Below are 21,277 nucleotides of genomic sequence, written 5' to 3'. Positions count from 1 at the left end.
CGCGCGGCTCGACGGCCGCCGACCGGCCGCGGCCCGCCGTCCGCCGGACGGAGGACGGATCCGATGCGGACGCTGATGCACGAGACCAGGCGCCGCCTCGCCTCGCCCGCGCGCACGACCCGGCTGGCGGTCGTGATCGGCCGCCTCCTCGGCCTCGCCTTCCTGGTTTGCTTCGCGACGGGCCTCTACAGCCACTTCCTGCAGGACCCGCTGCCGTGGATGCGCTTCCCGACCGCGCCCGTGTCGCTCTACCGGCTGTCGCAGGGGATCCACATCACGGCCGGCATCGCGTGCGTGCCGCTCCTGCTCGCCAAGCTCTGGATCGTCTTCCCCGAGCTGCTCACGTACCCGCCGGTCACCGGGGTCGTCTCGTTCCTCGAGCGCGCGTCCATCGCCGTCTTCGTCGGGGCGTCGCTGCTCGAGGTGGCGATGGGCCTCCTCAACACCTTCCAGTGGGTGCCGTTCCCCTTCTACTTCCGGCAGACGCACTTCGCGCTGGCGTTCGTCGTGATCGGGTCGCTCGCGATCCACATCGGCGTGAAGCTGCCCGCCATCGCGGGCCACTGGCGGCGCGGGCAGGCGGACGAGTCGCCCATCGTCGAGGACCAGTCGGCCGCGACCGCCGCCGACGGCACCCCGGCCCGCGCGCCCCGCGGCGTCACCGGCCGCGTGCTCGCCTGGATCGACGACACCCCCGTCACGCCGACGCCCATCGCCCGCCGCGGCTTCCTCGTGGCGGTCGGCGCATCCGTCGCCGCGGTCGTGGGCCTCACCGCGGGCCAGTCGTTCCGGATCCTCGCCCCGCTCAACGCCTTCGGCCCGCGCGTCATGGGCACCGGCCCGCAGGGGCTGCCCGTCAACCGCACGGCCGAGGCCGCGGGCGTGACGGAGTCCGCGGTCGACCCCGCGTGGGCGCTCACCGTCTCGAACGGATCCGTCTCCAGGGCCTTCACGATGGACGACCTCCGCGGCATGGGGCTCGTCACCGCGACGCTGCCCATCTCCTGCGTCGAGGGCTGGAGCCAGTCGGCGACGTGGCGCGGCGTCCGCCTCATGGACCTGATGGACCAGGTCGGCGCCGACCCTGTGGCGCGCCTCCGCGTCACAAGCCTCGAGAAGAGCGGCGGCTTCCGGCGCACCGAGATGGGCCCGGAGTACGTGCGCGACCCGCTCACCCTGGTGGCGCTCGAGCTCGACGGCGCGCCCCTCGACATCCAGCACGGCTACCCGGCGCGCATGATCGCGCCCGGGCGTCCCGGCGTGCTGCAGACCAAGTGGCTCTCGACCCTGGAGGTCATGTGATGTCCGGCACCCGCACCCCCGCGCCCGGCGACGGCGCCCGCGTGACGCGCGGCATGGTGGCCGCCCGGATCGCGCTCGTCGCGATCGGCGTCGTCGGCCTCGCGTTCGGCGCGCGCACCCTGCTCGAGACCCAGCGCACCGACCAGGTCGTCGGCGTCGCCGTGTTCCTGCTCCTCGCGATCCTCGTGCACGACGCGATCCTGTCGCCCGTCGTCTTCGTCACCGGCCTGCTGCTGCGGAAGGCGGGCCGGCGCCTCCCTCCGGGCTCGCTCGTGATCGTGCAGGCCGGCGTGGTCGTGATGGCGGTGATGACCCTGGTGGTCGTCCCCGAGATCCGGGCTCGCGCCATCGGCAACGACAACCCGACGATCCTCATCGCGGACTACGCGCCGCGCCTCGCGCTCATGTGGGTCGCCACCGCGGTGGCGACGGCCGTGGTCGCGGCGCTCTACGCGCGCACGAGGCGGCAGAAGGACCGGCCGTCGGTCTCCCAGCACTGAACGAGGTCGAGGCCCGCGCCAGCGGCCATGCGCGCGACGGCGTCGCGGCCGACCTGCGCCCACGGGAACGGGTCGCTCGCGCGGCCCTGGCCGTCCTCGACCGTGCACTCGAAGGTGCGGTCGCGGGCGGGATCCGGGTGGGTCTCGACCACGAGCGCGCCCTGGTCGTCGAGGAGGTCGCCGCAGCGCGCGAGGAGCGCGGCCGCGTCGCCGCCGATGCCGATGTTGCCGTCGAGCAGCAGAAGCGTGCCCCAGCCGCCCTCGCGGGGCAGGCGCTCGAAGACCGAGCGGTGGAGCACGGGGAGGCCGAGGCCCGCGGCCATCTCGACCACGGTGGGGGAGACGTCGATGCCGAGCGCGCCGAGCCCGGCGTCCATAGCCGCGCGGACCATGCGGCCCGGGCCGCAGCCGATGTCGAGGACGGGACCGGCCGCGCCCGCGAGGAGGCTCGCGTCCACGGCGTCGGCGTCCGCGCTCCAGCGGCTGATGTCCATCGCCTCGGCGCTGTCGTCGTCGGACGCGAGCGACAGGAAGAGGACCCCGGAGTCGCGGAGGGCCCGGGCGTACGGTTCGCCGCCACCGGATCCGAAGGTGCGGACGCGCGCGGAGGCGCGGTCCTCGGGGTGGTCGACGGCCAGGCTCATGCGGGGTCCCTCTGCGATGTCGCGGATGCGGTGGTGGCGGCGCGGGTGCCCGCGCCGGTGTCCAGGGTTCGGAGCACGGCGGCGAAGCGATGGGCGGGCGCCGCTGCGGCCGCGTCGCGCGCGTCGGCGACCGTGTCCACGTCGGTGAGCTCGGGCAGCATCGCCACGTCGAGCCCCGCGTCGATCAGCCGCGACAGCTGCACCGCGCCCGTGTCGTCCCGGGACATGGGCACGCCGCGCACGAGCGCGCCGTCCGGATCCCGGAGGCCCAGCGCCCAGAAGCCGCCGTCGTTCGCGGGGCCGAACCAGGCGTCGGGGCCGCCCGCGCCGTCGGCCCACGAGTCGAGCACGGGGCGGAGGAGGGCGGCGGTGAGCTGCGGGGTGTCCATGCCGACGAGGAGGACGGGACCGTCGAGCGCGTCGTACATGGCGGCGAGCCGCTCGTCGAGGTCGCCCGCCACCTGCGGGATCACGTCGTAGCCGGCGGCCTCCGCGGGCGGGTTCGCACCGTCGAAGAGGAGCACGCGGCGCTCGGGCGCGGCGTCGTCGACGGCGGCGAGCGTGTCGGCGAGGGCCGCGGACGCGAGCTCGGCGGCCTCCTCGAGCGTGAACGGCGGGTGCAGGCGCGTCTTGACGCGGCCGGGGATGCACTCCTTGGCGATGACGACGACGGTGGTCACGCGGATCCTCCCGGGGTGCGGTCGGCGCCCACTGCCGCCGCTCGCGCCTCGGCCAGCACGCGTGACATGTCGCGCACGGCCGTGACGGTCCCGCGCACGGTGCCGGTCACCTTGGACCGCCCCACGCGCGGTGCGTACGGCATCTCCACCTCCAGGATGCTCCACCCGGCCGCCGATGCCCGCAGCAGCATCTCGAGCGGATAGCCGCTGCGCCGGTCGAGGATCCCCAGGCCCAGCAGCTCGGTGCGCCGCCCGCAGCGCATCGGGCCGAGGTCGTGCAGCGGCACACCCGTGATCCGCCGCAGCCGGCGGGCGAGCTCGAGGTTCGCGATCCGGGCGTGCAGCGGCCATGCGCCGCGCGTCGACGGGATCCGGCGGCCGAGCACGAGGTCGCGCTCGCCGTCGCGGACCGGGTCGACCACGCGGGGGAGGAGCGCCGGATCCATCGACGCGTCGGCGTCGCAGAACGCCACGAGCGGTGCGGTCGCGGCCTCGAGCCCCGCGTGCGCCGCCGCCCCGAACCCTCGGCGCCGCTCCTCCACCACGAGGGCGCCGTGCTCGCGCGCGACCTCGGCGGAGCGGTCGGTGGATCCGTTGTCGACGACGATCGCGCGGTACCCCTCGGGGAGGCGCGAGAGGACGAAGGGCAGGGCCTCCTCCTCGTCGAGGCAGGGGAGGACCACGTCCACGAGCGGTTGCGTCATCCGTCGAGCCTAGGAGGCCGCGCCTGCGCTCGTCCCGCACGCCCCCGCATCACCCGACGCCGGATGGCCGAGGGGTGACGGCTCGCTCGCAAGCCGGACACCCCCGGGGTCCGGCCCAGGGACCGCGCATAGTCTGACCGGGTGAGTCCCACCTACGATCCCGCGCGCGCCGACGCCGGGCGCCCCGACCCCGCGCGGCCCGATCCCTCGCGGCCGGATCCGCTGCGCGGCCGCCGCATCCTCGTGGTCGAGGACGACCCCACGGTGAACGAGGTCGTCTGCCGCTACTTGAAGGCCTCGGGCTTCCAGGTCGAGACGGTCGCCGACGGCCTCGAGGCCGTGCGCGTCGCCACCGAGCGCATGCCCGACCTCGTCGTGCTCGACCGCATGCTCCCCGGCCTCGACGGCCTCGAGGTGTGCCGGCGGATCCGCGCCCACCACCCCGAGTCGCCCGTCCCCGTCGTGATGCTCACCGCCCTCGGCCAGGGCGAGGACCGCGTGAACGGCCTCGACGCCGGCGCCGACGACTACCTCGCCAAGCCCTTCTCCCCGCGCGAGCTCGTCCTCCGCGTGCGCGCCGTCCTCCGCCGCACGGTGCCCGAGGCCGTGCCGGAGCCGCCCTTCGTCGCGGGCCCGTTCGTGCTCGACCTCGGCGCGCGCGAGATCCACCAGGCCGGCGTCATGCTGTCGCTCACCTCGCGCGAGTTCGACCTGCTCGCCTTCCTGCTCCGCAACCCGCGCCGCGTCTTCGGGCGCGACGACCTGCTCCGCTCGGTGTGGGGCTGGGAGATCGGCGACCTCTCCACCGTCACCGTGCACGTGCGGCGCCTGCGGGAGAAGATCGAGGCGGATCCCGCGCACCCCGTGCTGCTCGGCACCGTCTGGGGCGTCGGCTACCGCTTCGACCCGGACGCCGCGGCGCCCGCGCCGTCCGCCGCCGCGACGCCCGACGCCGACGCCGAGGCCGTGGATCCCGCCCCCTCCGCCGGGGCCGACGCGTGACCGCCGACTCCTTCCTCATCGTCGTCCTGACCGCGCTCGTCTGCGCCGCGGTCGTCGGCCTCGGCGCGAGCGTGCTGCTGCGCGCGCTCCGCAGACGCTCGCTCGTGCTGCAGATCTGCGTGGTCGCGCTCGCCGCCGTGCTCTCGGTCGTGGGCGGCATGGTCGCCGTCACCGCGAGCATGCTCGTCGACGACGCCGGCCTCACCGCGTTCCTCTCCGTCGCCGCCGTCTCCGCCCTCGTCTCCCTCGTCATGGCCGCGATGCTCGGCATGACCCTCGTGCGCGGCAGCCGCGAGCTCGGCCGCTACGCCGCGTCCATGGGCGAGGAGGCCGCCGTCGAGCCGGGACGTCCCACCAGCACCGAGTTCGCGCAGCTCGCCCGCGAGCTCAGCGCCGCCAACCGCCGCCTCGCCGACGCCCGCGACCGGATGGAGGCGCAGGAGCGCAGCCGCCGCGAGCTCATCGCGTGGATGTCGCACGACCTGCGCACGCCGCTCGCCGGGATCCGCGCCATGGCGGAGTCGCTCGAGGACGGCATGGTCGACGACGAGCACCGCTACTTCCGCCAGATCCGCGTGCAGGCCAACCGCCTCAACGGCATGGTCGACGACCTGTTCGAGCTCTCCCGGATCAACTCGGGCAGCCTTGAGCTCGCCGTCGAGCGCGTCTCCCTCTACGACATCGTCAGCGACACCGTGGCCGAGCTCGGCCCGGTCGCCCAGGCCCGCAAGGTCGATCTCCGGGGCGAGACAGCGCACGACGATCTCGTGGTGCAGGGCGACCCGCGCGAGCTCTCCCGCGTCGTCGGCAACCTCGTGATGAACGCCATCCAGCAGTCGCTCCCCGGCGGCCGCATCGTGATCTCCGCGCACCGCGACTCGGGCAACCTCGCCGTGCTCTCCGTCGAGGACACCGCGGGCGGCATCCCCGAGGCCGACCTCCCGCGCGTGTTCGACGCGGGCTGGCGGTCGACCGGATCCCGCACCCCGCGCGCGTACGGCAAGAGCGCCGCGGAGAAGACCGCGCTCGGCCCCGACTTCCCGGTCGCGCCCGTCGAGGCGACGCCGCCGGATCCCCAGGTGCAGGCCGAGGGCACGCACGACGGCGGCTACGCGTCGGGCGGCGGCGGCGCGGGGCTCGGCCTCGCGATCGTCCGCGGGATCGTGCGCGCGCACGACGGCGACGTCACCGTCCAGAACATCGACGGCGGCTGCCGCTTCGACGTGATCCTGCCGTACAGCAAGCCGGTCGCCTCGTGACCCGCGCGGCCCTCCGCTGGTGGTCCGCGTTCCTCGGGGTGGTTGCCGCGCTCGCCGTGCTGTCCGTCGCCGAGATCGCCGCGGCCTTCGTCGCCCCGGCGGCGAGCCCGGTGCTCGCGGTCGGCGCGCTCGTCATCGACCTCGTGCCCGCGGGCGTCAAGGACACGGTGATCGCCCTGTTCGGCACGGGCGACAAGGTCGCGCTCATCGTCGTGCTCGGCGTCGTGGTGCTCGCATCCGCCGCGCTCGCCGGGATCCTCCAGGTGCGCCGCCCGCCGCTCGGCGTGGTGGTGCTCGCGCTCTTCGCCGGCGTCGCCGTGCTCGCGGCCACCACGCGCGCCGGGGCCACGGGCGCCGTCGCGATCCCCACGATCGTCGGCATGATCGCGGGCGTCTTCATCCTCCACCGGGGCGCCGACCGCCTCCGCGACTGGCGGGACGCGGCGGATCGCGCGGCATCCGCGGCGGCCGCGGTCGCGGAGCCCGTGCGCGGCATCGCCCGCCCGGCCGCGCGCGCCGCTCACCCCGGGCGCGGGCGCCCGCCTCGAGCGCCGCACCTTCCTCCTCATGACGGTGGTGGCGGGTGCCGTCTCCGTGGTGGCCGGATCCGTGGCCCGCGGCCTCAACGCCGCCTCCGCCCGCGTGGACGACTTCCGCCGCACGCTCGTGCTCCCGCGCGCCGCGACGCCGGCCGCCGCGATCCCCGCGTCCGCCGAGCTCGGCGTGCCCGGCCTCGCGCCCTTCCTCACGCCGGCGACCGACTTCTACCGCATCGACACCGCGCTGCAGGTGCCGTCGGTCGACGCGTCATCGTGGAAGCTGCGGATCACGGGCATGGTCGAGCAGGAGGTCGAGATCACGTTCGCCGAGCTGCTCGCCCTGCCGCTCGAGGAGCACGTGACGACGCTCACGTGCGTGTCGAACGAGGTCGGCGGCGATCTCATCGGCAACGCGCTCTGGCTCGGCTACCCCATCCGGCTCCTGCTCAAGCGAGCGAAGCCGACCGCCGGCGCCGACATGGTGCTCTCCACCAGCCAGGACGGCTGGACGGCGAGCACGCCGCTCGAGGCGCTCACGGATCCCGACCGCGCGTCGATCCTCGCGGTCGGCATGAACGGCGAGCCCCTGCCGCAGCAGCACGGCTTCCCCGTGCGGATGGTCGTGCCCGGCCTGTACGGCTACGTCTCCGCGACCAAGTGGGTCACCGAGCTGAAGGTGACGACGTTCGCCGAGGACGTCGCCTACTGGTCGACCCGCGGCTGGACCGAGCGCGGCCCCATCAAGACCGGCTCCCGCATCGACACCCCGCGCTCCGGCGCGCGCGTGGACGCGGGGCGCACGGCGATCGCCGGCATGGCGTGGGCGCAGCACACCGGCATCCAGAAGGTGGAGGTGCGCGTCGACGAGGGCGACTGGGTCGAGGCGACCCTGGGCGACGGCGTCGGCGCGGACACCTGGCGGCAGTGGTCGTACGCGTGGGACGCGACGAGCGGATCCCACAGCGTCGAGGTCCGCGCCACCGACACGACGGGCGTGACGCAGACCTCCGACGAGGCGCCGCCCGCACCCGACGGCGCGACGGGCTGGCACCGGATCTCCGTCGGCGTCTCCTGAGCCGAGCCCACCTCCCGACGCTCGCGGGATGCATCCGGCCAGCACGCGCGGAGCCGGGGCGCGTACCGTCGATGCACGGCGCGAGCGCGCCGCATCGACCAGCGAAGGAGAGCACCGTGAGCGACATCGAGAACCCCCGCGACCCCGCCGACCGCGACCTGGACGACACCGGCGTCGACGAGGAGGAGCTCGTCGGAGCGGACGCCCGCGAGGCGCAGGAGGCCATCGACGCCGAGCGCGTCGTGCCGCTCGACGACGACCCGGTCGACGACGACGACGCGGACGGCGGCCTGGGCATCGACATCACCGAGTCCGACGGCCCCGACCTCGAGGCGGGCGACGACCTCGACACCGGGGCGGCGATCCGCTGACCCGCCCGCCCGCGTGCACGACGACGGCCCCCGCGTGAGCGGGGGCCGTCGTCGTCTGCCGGGCGCCGGTGCGTGCCGGCGAAGAGCGGGATCAGTCGGCGAGGATCGCGTACAGCGCGCGCCGCGTCTCGTCGAGCTTCTCCGCCGCGGCCTGGCGCTGGGCGTCGGTCGCGTCGTGCATCAGGGGCTTCACCACGCCCATCAGCTTCATGAGGCTCGTCTGGAACGCGTCCTCGCCCTCGGTCTTGTCGGTGGTGGCGGCCCAGGCGGCGTCGATCTCCGCGCGGTGCTCCTCGACGTGGGCGCGGCCCTGGTCGGTGAGGGAGTAGACGCTCTTGGCGCCGGACTCGTCGGCGACGATGAGGTCCTCGTCGACGAGCTGCTGGAGCGTGGGGTAGACGGATCCCGGGCTCGGTCGCCAGGCGCCCTCCGTCTTGGTGGCGATGCCCGTGATGAGGCCGTAGCCGTTCGAGGGCGCGTCGGCGAGCAGGGAGAGGATCGCGAGGCGGACGTCGCCGCGGCGGGCGCGACCCCGTCCGCCGCGTCCGCGGCCCGGGCCGAAGCCGGGGCCGCCGAAGCCGCCCATGCCGGGGAAGCCCGGGAACCCGGGGAAGCCCGGGCCGTCGCCCGGGCGGAAGCCGCGGGCGAGGGGGTGGCCCGGCATGATGCGCGGTCGGCTGCCGCGGTGGTGCTGCATGCAGGGTTCGTGGCGGTCGACGGGGACTCCGTCGGATGAGGGGGACGAGAAGTGGTCGTCGTGGTCGTGGGTGCGCATGGAGCGCTCCTTCCGGTCAGGTGATGTCGGGGATCGCGGCGTGCTGTCGCGATGTAGCGACGATATATCGGCGACAGTCGGATGTCAAGGAGCCGGCGTGACGTCCCGCACCGCCGATCCCCGTCATCCCGGGGTCGCGCTGCGCGAACCTGGCGTTCGCCTGGGAATGGCCGACCGACCCCAACCCGTCCTCCGACCGCGCCGAAGTCCCTGTGTCGCCCGGGGGTACCGGGCGGATCCCCGTCCACACAGCGAAGGAAATCCCATGCGCAACCTCACCAAGTCCGTCTTCGGCCTCGCCACCGCGGGCTTCCTCGTCGTCGGCCTCGCGGCCTGCTCGACCCCCGCCGAGACGCCGTCCTCCTCCTCCAAGCCCGCCGCGACCGCGACCACCGAGGCCAACCCGACGCCGCTCGCGACGATCCCGAAGCTCACCGGCGTCGACACCAAGGTCACGCTCGACTCCGGCTTCACCGGCGCCCTCACGACCCTGGGCCTGACCCCCGGCGTCATCGGCACCGCGACCCTCGACGGATCCACCGGCACCCTCGCGTTCCCCATCACCGGCGGCAACGTGAAGTACTTCGACCCCCAGCAGTCCTACCGCCCCTACGTCCAGGGCGAGATCGACCACGCAGGCTCCGGCATCAGCCTCACCGCCGGCTCCACCGTCGTGAAGCTCACCGACTTCGTCATCGACCCCGGCACCAGCCGCCTCACGGGCTCGGTCCAGGTCGGCGACGGCGAGGTCATGAAGGACGTCTACATCTTCAACCTCGACGGCACGACCCTGAAGCCCCTCGCCATGGAGGGCGACAACGCCGTCCTCGAGGGCACCACCGTCAAGGTCAGCCCCGACGCCGCGTCGCTGCTGAACAGCACGTTCGGCACGACCGCGGTCACCGACCAGCTCGTCGTCGGCATCGCCAAGATCACCGTCAACACCAAGTAGCACCCCACCCGGGCCAGACCCCGGGACGCACCACCTGCGATCGCAGCAGAACGCATCGACGGCCTCGTCTCCCTCCGGGGAGCCGAGGCCGTCGGCGCGTCCGGGGGTGGATCCGGGCGAGCGCGTCAGCGGAAGTCGCCCACCTGCCGCTCGACCGGGACGGTGCCCGGCATGACGACGTCGCCGGTGTGGGCGGTGGTGACGGTCTCGATGAGGACGATCTCGACCTCCTCGTCGGCGACCGGGTTGTGCAGGACGCCCCGCGGTACGACGTGGAACTGACCCGGACCGACCGCGACCTCCTGGTCGTCGCGCAGCTGGAGCCGGAGCCGGCCCGAGACGACGAGGAACATCTCGTCCTCCGCGTCGTGCGCGTGCCACGTCAGCTCGCCCCGCGGCTTCGCGACCTCCACGTACTGGTCGTTCACCCGCCCGACGACACGAGGTGTCCAGTGGACGGTCACCTCGCGGACCTCGGCGGCGAGATCGATCACGGGAGGATGCGTCGTGGGCCCATCCTCCGCCGCTCCGAGGGTCTCAGCCGATGTGACCTCGAAGCCGGCGACGCCGCGGGTCACCGTGCCGGTCGCGAGCGGGAAGAGGTGAGCGGTCCCCAGTCCCTCGCCATGGAGGGTGACGACGCCGTCCTCGAGGGCACCACCGTCGAGGTCGGCCCCGACGCCGCCTCGCTCCTCACCAGCACGTTCGGCACCACCGCGGTCACCGACCAGCTCGTCGACGGCATCGCCGAGATCGCCGTCAGCATCGAGTAGCACCCCGCCCGGCACCGCCGGGACGCACCACCTGCGATCACAGCAGGAGGCATCGACGGCCTCGTCTTCCTCCCGCGGGTCAGCCCTCGTCCGTGAACTCGTACATCCAGGAGCTCGGACCCGATCCTGTCCTCGCCGCGTCGCGTGCCGCGAGCGGCAGCACGACGCGGTCCCGGAGGAGCGAACCCACCGGACCCAGCAGCTTGCTGCGGTCGAGGAGGGTGCCCTGCGCGATGATCCTCGCGACCCGCTCGTCCCGTCGCCGGGCCAGGGACGCCACGACGTCGGTCGGCGAGCTCGTCGACCCGATGATCCGTCCGAGGACCACGGCGTCCTCCAGCGCGAGGGACGCGCCCTGCCCCGACGTGGACGGCATGGTGTGGGCGGCGTCGCCGACGAGGACGCACCGGCCCGACCCCCATCGCGCCTGGGGCGCGGCGCGTGCGGAGAGCCGGGCGACGAGCCGCGGGGCCTCCGCCACCAGGTGCTCCACCGGCAAGGCATCCGGAGCGGCGAGACGCACCACCGCCTCCGCCCACTCGTCGGGGGACAGGTGCGCGGCCGACGCCGCTCCCCCGGGGAGAGCCGAGAGCCGGGGGTTGGCGAACCACCACGTCGACCCGTCGCGGAGAGCCACCGTGGCCACGAAGCAGTCCCGTCCGAACCGGAACTGGAGCGTCCCCGCGGGTGCGGCGTACTCCTCGGGGAGCGACGCGGCAGCGGCGGATCCGACGATGTCGACCATCGTGGGCGCGGCCGGGGCAGCTGCGGGATCCGGCGGGAGGATCGTGGCCCGGACCGCCGAGCGGACGCCGTCCGCGCCGATCACCAGGTCCGCCGAGTGCCGCTCGCCCGTCGCGGTGACGAGCGAGGCGCCGTGCACGTCCTGCTCCGCGGAGGTCACGCGTGCTCCCCGGATGATGTCGACGCCCTGGCGCTCGGCCTCCTGCCGGAGGATCCCGTGCAGCTCCGCCCGCATGAGCGTGCGCGCCGACGGCCCCCGCCCCGGTCGCGGGCCGAAGGGCATGTCCGCGGTGGTCCGCCCGTCGGCGGCGTGCGTCCGGAGCCGGCCCGACGGTTCGCCCAGCCCGCTCGCGACCTCGCCGAGTCCGAGTGCCTCGAGGGCTGCCATGCCGTTGCCCGCGACCTGCAACCACGATCCGGCCTCGTCGGTCGCGGCGTCGCGCCTCTCGAGGACCGTCGCCGCGATCCCGGCGCGCCGGAGCGCCACACCGCACGCGAGACCCGCGATGCCGCCGCCGGCGATCAGCGCCCGCATCGGCACCCGCCTCCGTTCCGAACGGCCATGCGATCCTCCGAACGCGGTCGATGCACGGCGCCCGCCGGCGGATCGGCGTGACGCCTGACCGGGAAGGGGCGGGGGACCGGGGACGGGAAGCGGTCCGCGTCCCGCTGGGACCGTGCGCATCCATCGTGGGCGCAGGCCCCTCCGGGCGGCGGCGTCCGTGCACAGGCGTCCCGCGCATCGATCCGCCGCGGCCCGACCATCCAGCGGGCCTCAGCCGATCGTGACCTCGAAGCCGGCGACGCTGCGGGTCACCGTGCCGGTCGCGAGCTCGACGAGGAGCGTGGTCACCGTGGAGTCGCGCGGGTTCCGCGGGTAGTCGTCGCTGGCGCCGCGCGCGGGATCCGGCACGGTCTCGAGCAGGGCGAACCGGCCGTTCGGGGTGACGGTGAGGCCCGTGATGCGGGTCGCGGGATCCGCGGGCACGTACACGTCGCTCGCCTTCCCGTCGCGCACCACGACGAGGCGCTGCGTGGCGGTGCCGGTCGCGGGATCCAGCGCCGTGCGCACGCGGAGCACCGCGCCGTCGTCGCCGGGCACGAACGAGATCGCGCCGTCGTACTGCAGGTCGCCGCCGCCGGTCTCGGTGGGCAGCGTCGTCTGCTGGGCCGTGCGCAGGTCGATCTCGGTCGTCGAGCCCGGATCCGTGACCGCGAGCCGCGTGCCGTCCGCGGAGAACGGGCCGAGGGTCCCGTGCCGGCCGAGCGGGACGATGGGCGACGACCCGTCGATCGTCACGAGGTAGAGGTCGCCGTCCTGCCCGTGCGCGACGAGCTGCGGGCGGCCGGGCACGAAGCCCCAGGCCTGCGCGCTGATCGGCTGGCCGTCGAGCCCGACGACGGGCGTCGGGGCCGCGCTGGCGGCGACGTCGTCGACCATGAGCGTGTCGTCGTACGGCCCGCCGTCCGTGCTCGTGAAGCGGAATCCGACCATGCTCCCGGCGTCCTCGGCATGGAGGTCCTGGAGCGTGCCACGGCCGGGGAGCGGCAGGTCGACCTGGCCTGATCCGTCGAGGGCCCCGATCATGAGGCCGTTCGTGCCGTCGTCCTGGAGCGTGGCCACCACGAGCGACTTCCCGACGACCGCGTACTCCTGGATCTTCGTCGCCTCGAACACCACGTCGCTCGCGCCCTCGCGGTTGCCGGCGACGTCCTGCCGCACGATGCGGTCGGCCTCCTGCGCTCCGCCGCGGACGAGCACGTACATGCCCGGGTCGCCCGTGCGGAACCCCGTGCGGAGGTCGGACGCGGGGCCGCCGCCGACGCCCTGGACCCCGTCGATCGACACCGTGTAGTCGGCGTCGTAGGCGAGCGGCCGGGTGAAGTCGATGATGATGCGGTCAGCCTGCGTGTCGACGGTGAAGTCGGCGCCGGGCTCCATCCGGATGCGCGACGCGTCGACGGGCTGGACTGGCCGGTTCGCCGCGAGCACGAGCCGCTGGCGGGACTGCTGCACGACGGCGAGCGGATCCACGTCGGTGCGCACGAGCCGCGGCCCCTGGCTGCCGGCGACCGCGAGCAGGCCGCCGCAGACGATCGCGAGCACGAGGATCACGGCGGTGAACGCTCGGCGGAAGGCGCGCGGGGAGGCGGGGACGTCGGTCACGGGCGGCTCAGTAGACGTAGGGGTCGGCGGGCTGGTCGACCGGCTCGACGCCCTGCGGCATGACGGCGAGCGGCTGCCGGCTCTTCGCGCTCGGGTTCGACGCGAACGGGCCCGTGACGCGCACCCACTCGTCCGTCTGAAGCGTCGAGGCCCAGCCGGGCTGGTAGACGGGGACGCCGACGGGCTGCGCGTCGACCGCGCAGCAGGTGACGACGAAGCGGGTCACGTAGAAGACGTCGTCGGGATCGTCGGGGTCGGCGCTCACGAAGCCCGTGATGTCGACGGACTTCGAGGTGAAGAACGTCGGATCCGTGGTCTGCGCCAGGAGCTGCGACCAGTCCTTGACGCCCAGCGTCGAGAAGTCGCTGGTGCCGAGGAGCTCCTGGTCGGGCGCGGCGTCGGAGGCGACCGAGCTCGAGTTGAGAGCGCGCTGCGTGACGGTGCTCTGGGTCAGCGTGCGCGGAGGGAGGACGAGGACGGCGACGACCGTGATCGTGACGACGGCGGCGACGGCCACGCGGGAGGCGCGGGCACGCAGGGAGGAGCGGCGCGCGGCGGCGGGGTCGCCCGGCGCGGGGGATCCGTGGTCGTGGTCGTGCTCCTCCGCGGCGTCGGCGGGGCGGAGCGCGAAGCCGGCGACCGTGGCGACGAGGCCGATGACCGCCATGATCGCGGTGAAGACGAAGTACCGCGGGTGGATGTAGAGGCCGAGCTGGCCCGTGATCGTGAGCCACAGCGTCGAGACGATGCAGGCCGCGAGCAGCACGAGGCCGACGGTGGAGGAGGCGCGGCCGCCCGCGGCGCGACGGCGGGCGCGGGCGCGACGGAGGACGTCCGTGGTCCGGTCGCGGGGCGCGCGGGCGTCCCGGTCGTCAGGCGATGGCATTGACACCCCATCCCAGCGCGAGGCTGATCAGCGCGACGACCGAGGTGATCATCACGAGCGTGCGGGTCGAGTAGGTGGTGCGCATGAGCGCGAGCATCTTCACGTCGATGACCGGCCCGAACACCAGGAAGGCGACGATGCCGCCGGGCAGGAACACGGATCCGAACGAGAGCACGAAGAACGCGTCGACGTTGGAGCAGACCGAGACGACGAACGCGAGGAGCATGAGCGCGAGCACCGAGAGGATCGGGCTGCCGCCGAGCGTGACGAGCACCTCGCGCGGCACGGCGACTTGGATGAGGCCGGCCAGCAGGGATCCGATGACGAGCGCCGGCATGATCGTCGTCGCCTCGCGGCCGAACAGCGAGATCGACTTCCGCATGCGGGCGCCGCCGTGGGCGTGCGGATCCGGGAGGGCGCACTCGGCGCGGAACTCGTCGGTGAGCAGGCGGTCGGGCTCGGGATGGAGGCTGAACAGCCAGCCGACCACGTTCGCGATGAGGAAGCCGCCGACGAGGCGGGCCACGAGGATCAAGCCGTCCCAGCCGAAGGCCGCGTGCGTCGTGATGATGGTGATCGGGTTGAGGATCGGCGCCGCCAGCAGGAACGTGATCGACTCCGGCACCGTGAAGCCGCGCACGACGAGACCCCGCGCGAGCGGCACGTTGCCGCACTCGCAGACCGGCAGAGCCATGCCGAGGAACGAGATGCAGGCGCGGCGCGCGAAGCGGTTGTGCGGCAGGCGGCGCTCGATGACGCCGGGCGGCACCCACACCTGCACGACGATCGACAGGACGATGCCGAGGATCACGAACGGCAGCGACTCCACGATGACGCTGACGGAGAGCGTGACGAGGTCCTGGATCCGGTCGGGCAGCACGCTGTCGCCGAGCGCGGGGGAGGCGGCGCGGAGGGCGAGGAGGAGGACGAGGGCGAGGCCCGTCGCGAGGCCGGTGCGGATGCCCGTGGGGGAGGCGCGGGCGGGGCGCGGGGCGTCATGGGGGTGCTCGTGGTCGTGCGGGGGCGCGGGGGCGCGGTCGTCGCGGGGGCGGATCGCGGTCGCCGTCGCGGCCGCGGTGGCGGCTGCCGCGGCACCACCGGAGGAGCTCCTGGCGTCGGATCCGTCGGAGGGCCCGGCCGCGCGGTCCCGGCGTGCGCGGGGCGCTCGCTCACGGCGCGGGCGTGCGGGCCGGTCGAACGGCGAGGCGGTGTCGTCGTCCGGCGCGAACGGGTCGTGCCGGTCCGTCATCGCGGACCCGTGGCGCGGGGCCGGGGTCCGACGGGGGCGCGCACGGGATCCACCCTAACCGCGCTGAGAAGCGTCCTCAGCAGGCGGGGCGGCGGGTCAGCGGAAGGCGTCGGGGGCCTGCGGGCAGCGGAACGCGATGGCGCCGTCGTTCGACGATGCCTCGGGGTACCAGGGGTCGTCCGACCGCTCGCGGGCGATGAAGTCGGCGAGGTCCGGCACCTCGCCCTCGTACGCCGCGCCCTCCGACGAGTAGCACGGGAGCAGGAAGTCGACGTAGTACCGGTGCAGGTACGCGAGCGCCGCATCGGTGATGAGCCCCTGGGGGCGCATCGGGAAGCGGACCTCGCAGGCGTAGCTGGTCACGGACGGGGTCGCGGAGCTGCTGAGGCGGATGTCGTCGCCCGCTCCGATGACCCGGACGTCCACGCCCGCGTCGCGGAGGCACGACGCCTGCTGTCGGACCCGATCGGCGCCCTCGGCGATGCGCTCCATCGCGACCTCGGGTCGCCGGGCATCCGGCTCCCTGGACAGGAGCATCTCCCAGGACGAGTCCGCGCTCTCCTGCAGGCGCGCGGCCGTCTCCGCGTCGCTCAGGCTGGCGTACAGCCGCGCCGGCGGCTCCGCCGTGAACGCGGGCACCGGCACGCCGATGCGGGGATCCGGCGTGCTCGGCGGACCGGGCGTCGACGTCGGCTCCTGGGATCGCCAGCTGTCGTCGTCGACGAAGAGGCCGGACGCGGATGCGGTGCCCAGCCCGACGACGACGAGCGCGCCCGCGAGCACCGCGGCGAACACGCCGGGTCGGAGGAGCCGGCGGCGGCGCGGGACGAGCGGGCGCGCCCGGGGATCCGAGGCCTGCCCGGCCGTGGCCACGACGTCGTCCGACGCGGGCGGGGTCACCGCCGGTCCCGACGTCGGAGCGGCCGCTCCGGCCTCGGCGGCGAGCAGCTCCCGGCCCTCGCCGACGAGGCGATGCTCCTCGACCAGCAGCGCGACGAGAGGTGCGGGGAGCGCGTCGACCCCGAGCCCGGAGTCGAGTCGGATCCCCTCGGGCACGTCCACGAGCGGGGCATCGCCGTCCTCGCGACCGTAGGCGGCCTGGCGGAGGTCGACGAGGGCGCGGGCGGCGGCCGGATCGTCGCGCAGCCGACGACGCAGGGCCTCGGCAGGCGAGGCCGCGGCGTTCACCGGTACGCCGCCGGGAGCACCGGGCACGCGGCGGCCAGCTGCTCGTCCATGCCGTCGGGGAACGGGGTCCAGGGGCGTTCGGCGCGCACGGCGGCGATGAAGTCGTCGACGGCCGGGACCTCGCCGACGTACGGCTCGCCCTCCGCGGCGTAGCAGGGCAGCAGGAAGGAGAGGTAGTAGTCGTGGATGTAGGCGAGCTCGGCGTCGGTGCGGGGGCCGGCCTCGCGCTGCGGGAAGCGGACCTGGCACGCGTAGACGGCGACCGGATCCGCGTCGGTGAGGCTGTAGCTGTCCTGCCCGATCACGGACGCCGTGACGCCCGCCTCCCGCAGGCAGGCCACCTGCTGATCGATGAACTCCGCCTCGTCGACGAGGCGCTCCATCCGCACGTCCGGCCGCACCGCGTCGGGCTGCTGCTCGAGGACGAGGCCCCATGCCCGGTCGGCACGGACGCGCAGGTCCTCGGCCAGCTCCGCCTCGGTCTGCGGGACCTCGACGGGCGGATCCGCGGTGAAGTCGGGGACCACGGATCCGCGTCGGCCGTCCGGGGTGCCCATCGCCTGTCCGCGTGGGGTGGAGGTCGCGGTGACGGCGGAGCCGACGTCCTCGGAGGTCGGGGGCGATGCGGAGGTGCGGTCGTCGAAGGCGCCGGCCGTGGAGGCGACGCCGATGCCGATGACCAGCAGGATCCCGGCGGCTGCCCCCGCGAGGACGCCGGGGCGGAGACGACGGCGGGCGCTCGGGCCGGGCGCAGGAGGCGTCCCGTCGGCGTCGGGCTCCGCGTCGGCCTCGGGTGCGGTGGTCGCCTCCATGGCCGCGACCACCGGCCGCTCCGCCGCCAGCAGGGCCGCGCCCTCGTCGACGAGCCGCGCCTCCTCCACGAGCAGGGCCACGAGCGGCGCCGGCAGCCGGGCCTCGTCGTAGCCGGTGCGCGCGCGGAGGTCGGCGGGGACCTCGACCAGCGGCGCGGTGGATCCGTCGCGGCCGTAGGCGGCGCGGCGCAGCTCCTCGAGGCGGTGCGCGGCGGCGGGATCGTCGCGGAGGCGCCGGGTGAGCGCGGCGTCGGGGGCGTCGAGCGGGTCGGTCATGCGGCCTCCTCGTCGCGGGCCCCGGCGCCGCGGCCGAGCGGTGGTGCCGATACCGCTCAGGCTACGGCGGCGGATCCCGCACGGCGAGGCCCCGTCCGGGTCACGGCCGGGCGGCCCGTACCCTGGGCGGGTGGCCACCACCGTCATCGCCTGGATCATGACTGTCGCCGGTGCCCTCGTCACCCTCGACGCGCTGGCCACGGTCGTCGTCGCGCGGCGTGCCGGCCGCCGGATCGCCCGCCGGACGTGGCCGCAGCTCGCCGTCGGGGTCTTCGGGCTCGCGTTGGGCGTCCCGCTCCTCGTCACCTCCTGACCGCGCCGTCGCGGGCGGATCGCGCCGCCGGATCGGGTCGTCGCGGCCGGATCGGGCCAGGATCCGGACATGACCATCGACGACCGCCCCGCCCTCTCCGACGCCCAGCTCACCGCGCGCGACCACGTCCCCGGGCTCGTCCACCACGTCGTGCTGTTCTGCCTCCGGGACGACACGGCGCCCGCCGACCGCGACGAGGTGGAGCGGCGGTTCCGGGCGCTCGCCGACTCGCCGCATCCGGACGGCTCGGGGCCGTACATTCGCTCGCTGCACGCCGGTCGGCAGTCGAGCCCCGAGGGCGTCGGTCGCGGATTCGAGCTCGCCTTCGTGCTGACCTTCTCGTCCGAGGGCGACCGCAACCTGTACCTCGGCGAGCCGCTGATCGCGGATCCGTCGCGCATCGACGCGCAGCACGCCGCCTTCAAGGACTTCGTCGGGCCGCTGCTCGCGCCGGATCCGCACGGGGTGCTGGTGTTCGACTTCATAGAGGCGTCGTCGACGTCCGGCGGGGCATCCGCGGGGGCGTCCGCGGGCTGATCATGCGCCCCCGATGCGCGCCGCGCCGCCGCGGTCGACACGCGGGGTCGTGTCGGCGACCACCCTGGCCAGGACGTCCTCCCGCCCACCGACGAGACGAGTCCCGTGACCGCAGCCGCTCCCCACCCCGCCCCCGCATCGTCCGCGAGGGCGGACGGCATCCCGGATCCGCGCCTCGACGCGCAGACGCGCGACCCCCGCAGCTGGCTCCCCGCCGTGGCGGCGGCCCTCCTCGGGTGGGCCGCCCTCGGGATCGCGCTGGGTCTCGCCATCGGCATCGCCGAGGCGGTGACGCGCGCGACCGGCGCGGACGAGATCGTCGAAATGGCGCTGCAGGCCGTGCTGATGTCGGCGCTCGCCGTGTCCGCCGTCGTGCTCCTGCGGCGACGGCTCGACCGCAGGAGCCTCGCGAGCCTCGGCCTGTCGCGGCGGATAGGGCGGCCCCTGGCGCTGGGCGTCGGGGTGGGAGCGCTCACGGGAGCCGTCGTCTGGGTCCCGGCGGGACTCCTCGGCTGGATCCGCGTCGACGACCTCGACCTCGTCGCGTTCGCCGGCTTCCTCCTCCTCAACGGCATCGTCCTCGCGTTCTACGAGGCGATCCCGGAGGAGCTCGCCTTCCGCGGGTACATGTGGACGAACCTGCGCGACGGTCTCGGCCTCGTGGCGGCGACGATCCTCACGACCGCGCTCTTCCCCCTCCTTAGCGTGGTAATCGCGCCGGTCCGCTGGATCGTGGACGTGCTGACGGGCGCCGATCCGGATCCGCTCTCGGTCACCCCCGGGAGCGGCCAGGACCCGATCGTCTTCGTCGTGCAGCTCGTGCTGTTCGGCCTCGCGCTCATCGCCGCTCGGCGGATCCCCGTGGAGGGCGCGGTGCTGGTGGCGGTGGCGTTCCACTGGACGCAGCTCACGGTGACCCGGGCGGTCCTCGGTGGCATGAGCTGGACGCCGTCCTTCGGGGACGTCGTGTTCGTCGAGCCCGACGCGATCGTGCTGGTGCTCGTGCACATCGTGCTCGGCGGTGCCGTCTTCGTCGCGGTGCGGAAGGCGTGGGAGTGGCGGACGCCCGAGCTGCGGGTCCCGCGCGGAGCCCGCGTCCAGGAAACCGACCTACGGTAGGTAGGGCCATGCGATCGCATGGATCGGTGGCTCCGCCCACGAGACGCGGGCCGCCGCCCCACTCGTCAGGAGACCCCATGACCACCACCCGCTTCACCGACAAGGTCGTCCTCATCACCGGCGGAGGTTCCGGCCTCGGCCGCGCCGCCGCCGTCCGCCTCGCCGCCGAGGGCGCGCGCCTCGCCCTCGTCGACATCTCCGAGGGCGGCTTGGCCGACACCGTCGCCGCCGTCACGGCCGCGACGCCGGACGCCGAGATCCTCACCGTTCTCGCCGACGTGTCGAAGGAGTCCGACGTCGACGCGTACGTGGGCCAGACCGTCGAGCGCTTCGGCCGCATCGACGGCTTCTTCAACAACGCCGGCATCGAGGGCCGCCAGAACCTCACCGAGGACTTCACGGCCGCCGAGTTCGACAGGGTCGTCGCGATCAACCTCCGCGGCGTGTTCCTTGGACTCGAGAAGGTCCTCGCCGTCATGCGCGAGCAGGGCTCCGGCATGGTCGTGAACACCGCGAGCGTCGGCGGGATCCGCGGCGTCGGCAACCAGTCCGGCTACGCGGCCGCGAAGCACGGCGTCGTCGGCCTCACCCGCAACTCCGCCGTCGAGTACGGGCAGTTCGGCATCCGCATCAACGCCATCGCGCCGGGAGCCATCTGGACGCCCATGGTGGAGGCGTCCATGAAGCAGAGCGACGCGGACGACCCGCGGGGCTTCGCCGAGCAGTTCATCCAGGGCAACCCCACCAAGCGCTACTGCGAGGCCGAGGAGATCGCCTCGGTCGTCGCGTTCCTGCTCTCGGACCACGCGGCGTACGTCAACGCGGCCGTGCTGCCGATCGACGGCGGGCAGTCCGCGAAGTACTGACGGGATCCGGCCGCGTCGGCTGCGCAGGCCCCCGACGCGGTCGCTGCAGTCCGCGCGCTCAGCCGAACGGCGCCGTCGGGACCTGGCAGCTCACGGGCTGGCCGGGCGCCGCGGTCGAGGTCGCGATCTCCTTCACGCCGTCGACGAGGATCCGGCAGGTCAGCGCCTCGCCGTCCGCCGGCGTCGCCTGCACGAACGCCCAGTCCTCGGCGGTGACGACGGACTCCACCGACCAGACCGAGCTCGCGGAGTCGTCGCCGGGCGCGAGCGACGCCTGCCCGACCTCCTTCACGATCGACGGGCGTCCGCGATGGGAGGCCTCGGCGTACGAGACGTCCGTCAGGCCGCCGTCGGCGGGCCCGGCGGTCGTCACCTCGTAGGTGATCGCGTAGATGTCGGCGAGGTCGTCGGTGATGCCCGAGCAGCCGGCGAGGGCGAGCGACGCGGCGGCGACGGCGAGGGCGAGGCCGGAGCGGCGGCTCACGCTGCGAGGTGAAGCGGAGGTCATGCCCCCAGTCTGGCGAGCATGCGGCCCCGATCTCGT

At 74.4% G+C, this 21,277-nt stretch carries 23 protein-coding genes and 1 pseudogene; 12 read left to right on the top strand and 12 right to left on the bottom strand.

The window, feature by feature from the left end; genetic code table 11:
* Nucleotides 1–75: 75 nt before the first annotated feature.
* Nucleotides 76–1,302, top strand: coding sequence for a molybdopterin-dependent oxidoreductase (locus tag CMS_RS12435; protein ID WP_223842655.1), 1,227 nt, complete (start codon nucleotides 76–78; stop codon nucleotides 1,300–1,302).
* Nucleotides 1,302–1,802 carry a hypothetical protein gene (locus tag CMS_RS12430; RefSeq protein WP_049791941.1) on the top strand — a complete coding sequence of 167 codons (501 nt, stop codon included), beginning with the start codon at nucleotides 1,302–1,304 and terminating at the stop codon, nucleotides 1,800–1,802. The genes CMS_RS12435 and CMS_RS12430 overlap by 1 nt, the downstream gene beginning before the upstream one ends.
* Here the strand turns inward: CMS_RS12430 and CMS_RS12425 are convergent.
* From CMS_RS12425 to CMS_RS12415, 3 genes are read right to left on the bottom strand one after another with little or no spacing between them, the layout of a single operon-like run.
* Nucleotides 1,751–2,446: a class I SAM-dependent methyltransferase gene (locus tag CMS_RS12425; RefSeq protein WP_012299786.1), complete on the bottom strand. Its 696-nt coding sequence runs from the start codon at nucleotides 2,444–2,446 to the stop codon at nucleotides 1,751–1,753. The two genes, CMS_RS12430 and CMS_RS12425, sit on opposite strands and share 52 nt — an antisense overlap.
* Nucleotides 2,443–3,126 (bottom strand): TIGR04282 family arsenosugar biosynthesis glycosyltransferase, encoded by a 684-nt coding sequence (locus CMS_RS12420; protein WP_012299785.1) that lies wholly within the window; start codon nucleotides 3,124–3,126, stop codon nucleotides 2,443–2,445. The genes CMS_RS12425 and CMS_RS12420 overlap by 4 nt, the downstream gene beginning before the upstream one ends.
* Nucleotides 3,123–3,830, bottom strand: coding sequence for a glycosyltransferase family 2 protein (locus tag CMS_RS12415; RefSeq protein ID WP_012299784.1), 708 nt, complete (start codon nucleotides 3,828–3,830; stop codon nucleotides 3,123–3,125). Before CMS_RS12415 ends, CMS_RS12420 begins: the two co-directional genes overlap by 4 nt.
* Nucleotides 3,831–3,971: 141 nt before the next feature.
* On the opposite strand from CMS_RS12415, the gene CMS_RS12410 reads away from it, so the two are divergent.
* From CMS_RS12410 to CMS_RS12395, 4 genes and pseudogenes are all read left to right on the top strand, one after another.
* Nucleotides 3,972–4,832, top strand: coding sequence for a response regulator transcription factor (locus tag CMS_RS12410; RefSeq protein ID WP_041464684.1), 861 nt, complete (start codon nucleotides 3,972–3,974; stop codon nucleotides 4,830–4,832).
* Nucleotides 4,829–6,091, top strand: coding sequence for a sensor histidine kinase (locus tag CMS_RS12405; protein WP_012299782.1), 1,263 nt, complete (start codon nucleotides 4,829–4,831; stop codon nucleotides 6,089–6,091). The genes CMS_RS12410 and CMS_RS12405 overlap by 4 nt, the downstream gene beginning before the upstream one ends.
* Nucleotides 6,088–7,705 (top strand): annotated as a pseudogene (locus tag CMS_RS18360) (molybdopterin-dependent oxidoreductase). The gene CMS_RS12405 and the pseudogene CMS_RS18360 overlap by 4 nt, the downstream one beginning before the upstream one ends.
* Before the next feature lie 116 nt (nucleotides 7,706–7,821).
* A complete protein-coding gene (locus CMS_RS12395) occupies nucleotides 7,822–8,076 on the top strand; it encodes a hypothetical protein (RefSeq protein WP_041464683.1) in 255 nt (84 codons plus the stop codon).
* A gap of 91 nt (nucleotides 8,077–8,167) precedes the next feature.
* On the opposite strand, the gene CMS_RS12390 is transcribed toward CMS_RS12395, so the two are convergent.
* Complete coding sequence (locus CMS_RS12390) at nucleotides 8,168–8,851, bottom strand: PadR family transcriptional regulator (protein ID WP_012299780.1); 684 nt, start codon at nucleotides 8,849–8,851, stop codon at nucleotides 8,168–8,170.
* 265 nt (nucleotides 8,852–9,116) lie between these two features.
* Here CMS_RS12390 and CMS_RS12385 point away from each other — a divergent pair, with 265 nt between their 5' ends.
* On the top strand, nucleotides 9,117–9,803 hold the full coding sequence (locus CMS_RS12385; protein WP_012299779.1) for a hypothetical protein: 687 nt from the start codon (nucleotides 9,117–9,119) through the stop codon (nucleotides 9,801–9,803).
* A gap of 125 nt (nucleotides 9,804–9,928) precedes the next feature.
* Here the strand turns inward: CMS_RS12385 and CMS_RS12380 are convergent, their stop codons facing one another.
* Nucleotides 9,929–10,297: a cupin domain-containing protein gene (locus tag CMS_RS12380; RefSeq protein WP_041464682.1), complete on the bottom strand. Its 369-nt coding sequence runs from the start codon at nucleotides 10,295–10,297 to the stop codon at nucleotides 9,929–9,931.
* A gap of 108 nt (nucleotides 10,298–10,405) precedes the next feature.
* Here CMS_RS12380 and CMS_RS17350 point away from each other — a divergent pair, with 108 nt between their 5' ends.
* The gene (locus tag CMS_RS17350; RefSeq protein ID WP_012299777.1) at nucleotides 10,406–10,576 is read left to right on the top strand and encodes a hypothetical protein; all 171 of its coding nucleotides are present in this window, start codon (nucleotides 10,406–10,408) and stop codon (nucleotides 10,574–10,576) included.
* A gap of 79 nt (nucleotides 10,577–10,655) precedes the next feature.
* On the opposite strand, the gene CMS_RS12370 is transcribed toward CMS_RS17350, so the two are convergent.
* From CMS_RS12370 to CMS_RS12345, 6 genes are all read right to left on the bottom strand, one after another.
* On the bottom strand, nucleotides 10,656–11,855 hold the full coding sequence (locus CMS_RS12370; RefSeq protein WP_041464680.1) for an FAD-dependent oxidoreductase: 1,200 nt from the start codon (nucleotides 11,853–11,855) through the stop codon (nucleotides 10,656–10,658).
* A gap of 240 nt (nucleotides 11,856–12,095) precedes the next feature.
* Complete coding sequence (locus tag CMS_RS12365) at nucleotides 12,096–13,487, bottom strand: hypothetical protein (protein WP_012299775.1); 1,392 nt, start codon at nucleotides 13,485–13,487, stop codon at nucleotides 12,096–12,098.
* 7 nt (nucleotides 13,488–13,494) lie between these two features.
* On the bottom strand, nucleotides 13,495–14,373 hold the full coding sequence (locus CMS_RS12360) for a TIGR03943 family putative permease subunit (protein ID WP_106408652.1): 879 nt from the start codon (nucleotides 14,371–14,373) through the stop codon (nucleotides 13,495–13,497).
* Nucleotides 14,360–15,253 carry a permease gene (locus tag CMS_RS12355; RefSeq protein ID WP_012299773.1) on the bottom strand — a complete coding sequence of 298 codons (894 nt, stop codon included), beginning with the start codon at nucleotides 15,251–15,253 and terminating at the stop codon, nucleotides 14,360–14,362. Before CMS_RS12355 ends, CMS_RS12360 begins: the two co-directional genes overlap by 14 nt.
* A gap of 465 nt (nucleotides 15,254–15,718) precedes the next feature.
* Nucleotides 15,719–16,810, bottom strand: coding sequence for a hypothetical protein (locus tag CMS_RS12350; protein WP_012299772.1), 1,092 nt, complete (start codon nucleotides 16,808–16,810; stop codon nucleotides 15,719–15,721).
* The gene (locus tag CMS_RS12345) at nucleotides 16,807–17,898 is read right to left on the bottom strand and encodes a hypothetical protein (RefSeq protein WP_012299771.1); all 1,092 of its coding nucleotides are present in this window, start codon (nucleotides 17,896–17,898) and stop codon (nucleotides 16,807–16,809) included. Before CMS_RS12345 ends, CMS_RS12350 begins: the two co-directional genes overlap by 4 nt.
* A 130-nt stretch (nucleotides 17,899–18,028) precedes the next feature.
* Between CMS_RS12345 and CMS_RS12340 the strand changes: the two genes are divergently transcribed.
* The 4 genes from CMS_RS12340 to CMS_RS12325 all read left to right on the top strand — a co-directional run bounded on the left by CMS_RS12340 (nucleotide 18,029) and on the right by CMS_RS12325 (nucleotide 20,733).
* Nucleotides 18,029–18,211: a hypothetical protein gene (locus CMS_RS12340; protein WP_012299770.1), complete on the top strand. Its 183-nt coding sequence runs from the start codon at nucleotides 18,029–18,031 to the stop codon at nucleotides 18,209–18,211.
* 69 nt (nucleotides 18,212–18,280) lie between these two features.
* Complete coding sequence (locus CMS_RS12335) at nucleotides 18,281–18,748, top strand: Dabb family protein (RefSeq protein ID WP_012299769.1); 468 nt, start codon at nucleotides 18,281–18,283, stop codon at nucleotides 18,746–18,748.
* 105 nt (nucleotides 18,749–18,853) lie between these two features.
* Nucleotides 18,854–19,867, top strand: coding sequence for a CPBP family intramembrane glutamic endopeptidase (locus tag CMS_RS16255; protein ID WP_012299768.1), 1,014 nt, complete (start codon nucleotides 18,854–18,856; stop codon nucleotides 19,865–19,867).
* Nucleotides 19,868–19,944: 77 nt separating this feature from the next.
* Nucleotides 19,945–20,733 carry a glucose 1-dehydrogenase gene (locus CMS_RS12325; RefSeq protein ID WP_041464679.1) on the top strand — a complete coding sequence of 263 codons (789 nt, stop codon included), beginning with the start codon at nucleotides 19,945–19,947 and terminating at the stop codon, nucleotides 20,731–20,733.
* Nucleotides 20,734–20,791: 58 nt separating this feature from the next.
* Here the strand turns inward: CMS_RS12325 and CMS_RS12320 are convergent, their stop codons facing one another.
* Entirely contained in the window at nucleotides 20,792–21,241 is a 450-nt protein-coding gene (locus CMS_RS12320; RefSeq protein WP_012299766.1) for a hypothetical protein, read from the bottom strand.
* Nucleotides 21,242–21,277: the final 36 nt, after the last annotated feature.

The sequence above is a fragment of the Clavibacter sepedonicus genome (assembly GCF_000069225.1).
GTDB lineage: Bacteria > Actinomycetota > Actinomycetes > Actinomycetales > Microbacteriaceae > Clavibacter > Clavibacter sepedonicus.
This window is presented reverse-complemented; position numbering and strand designations above follow the sequence as displayed.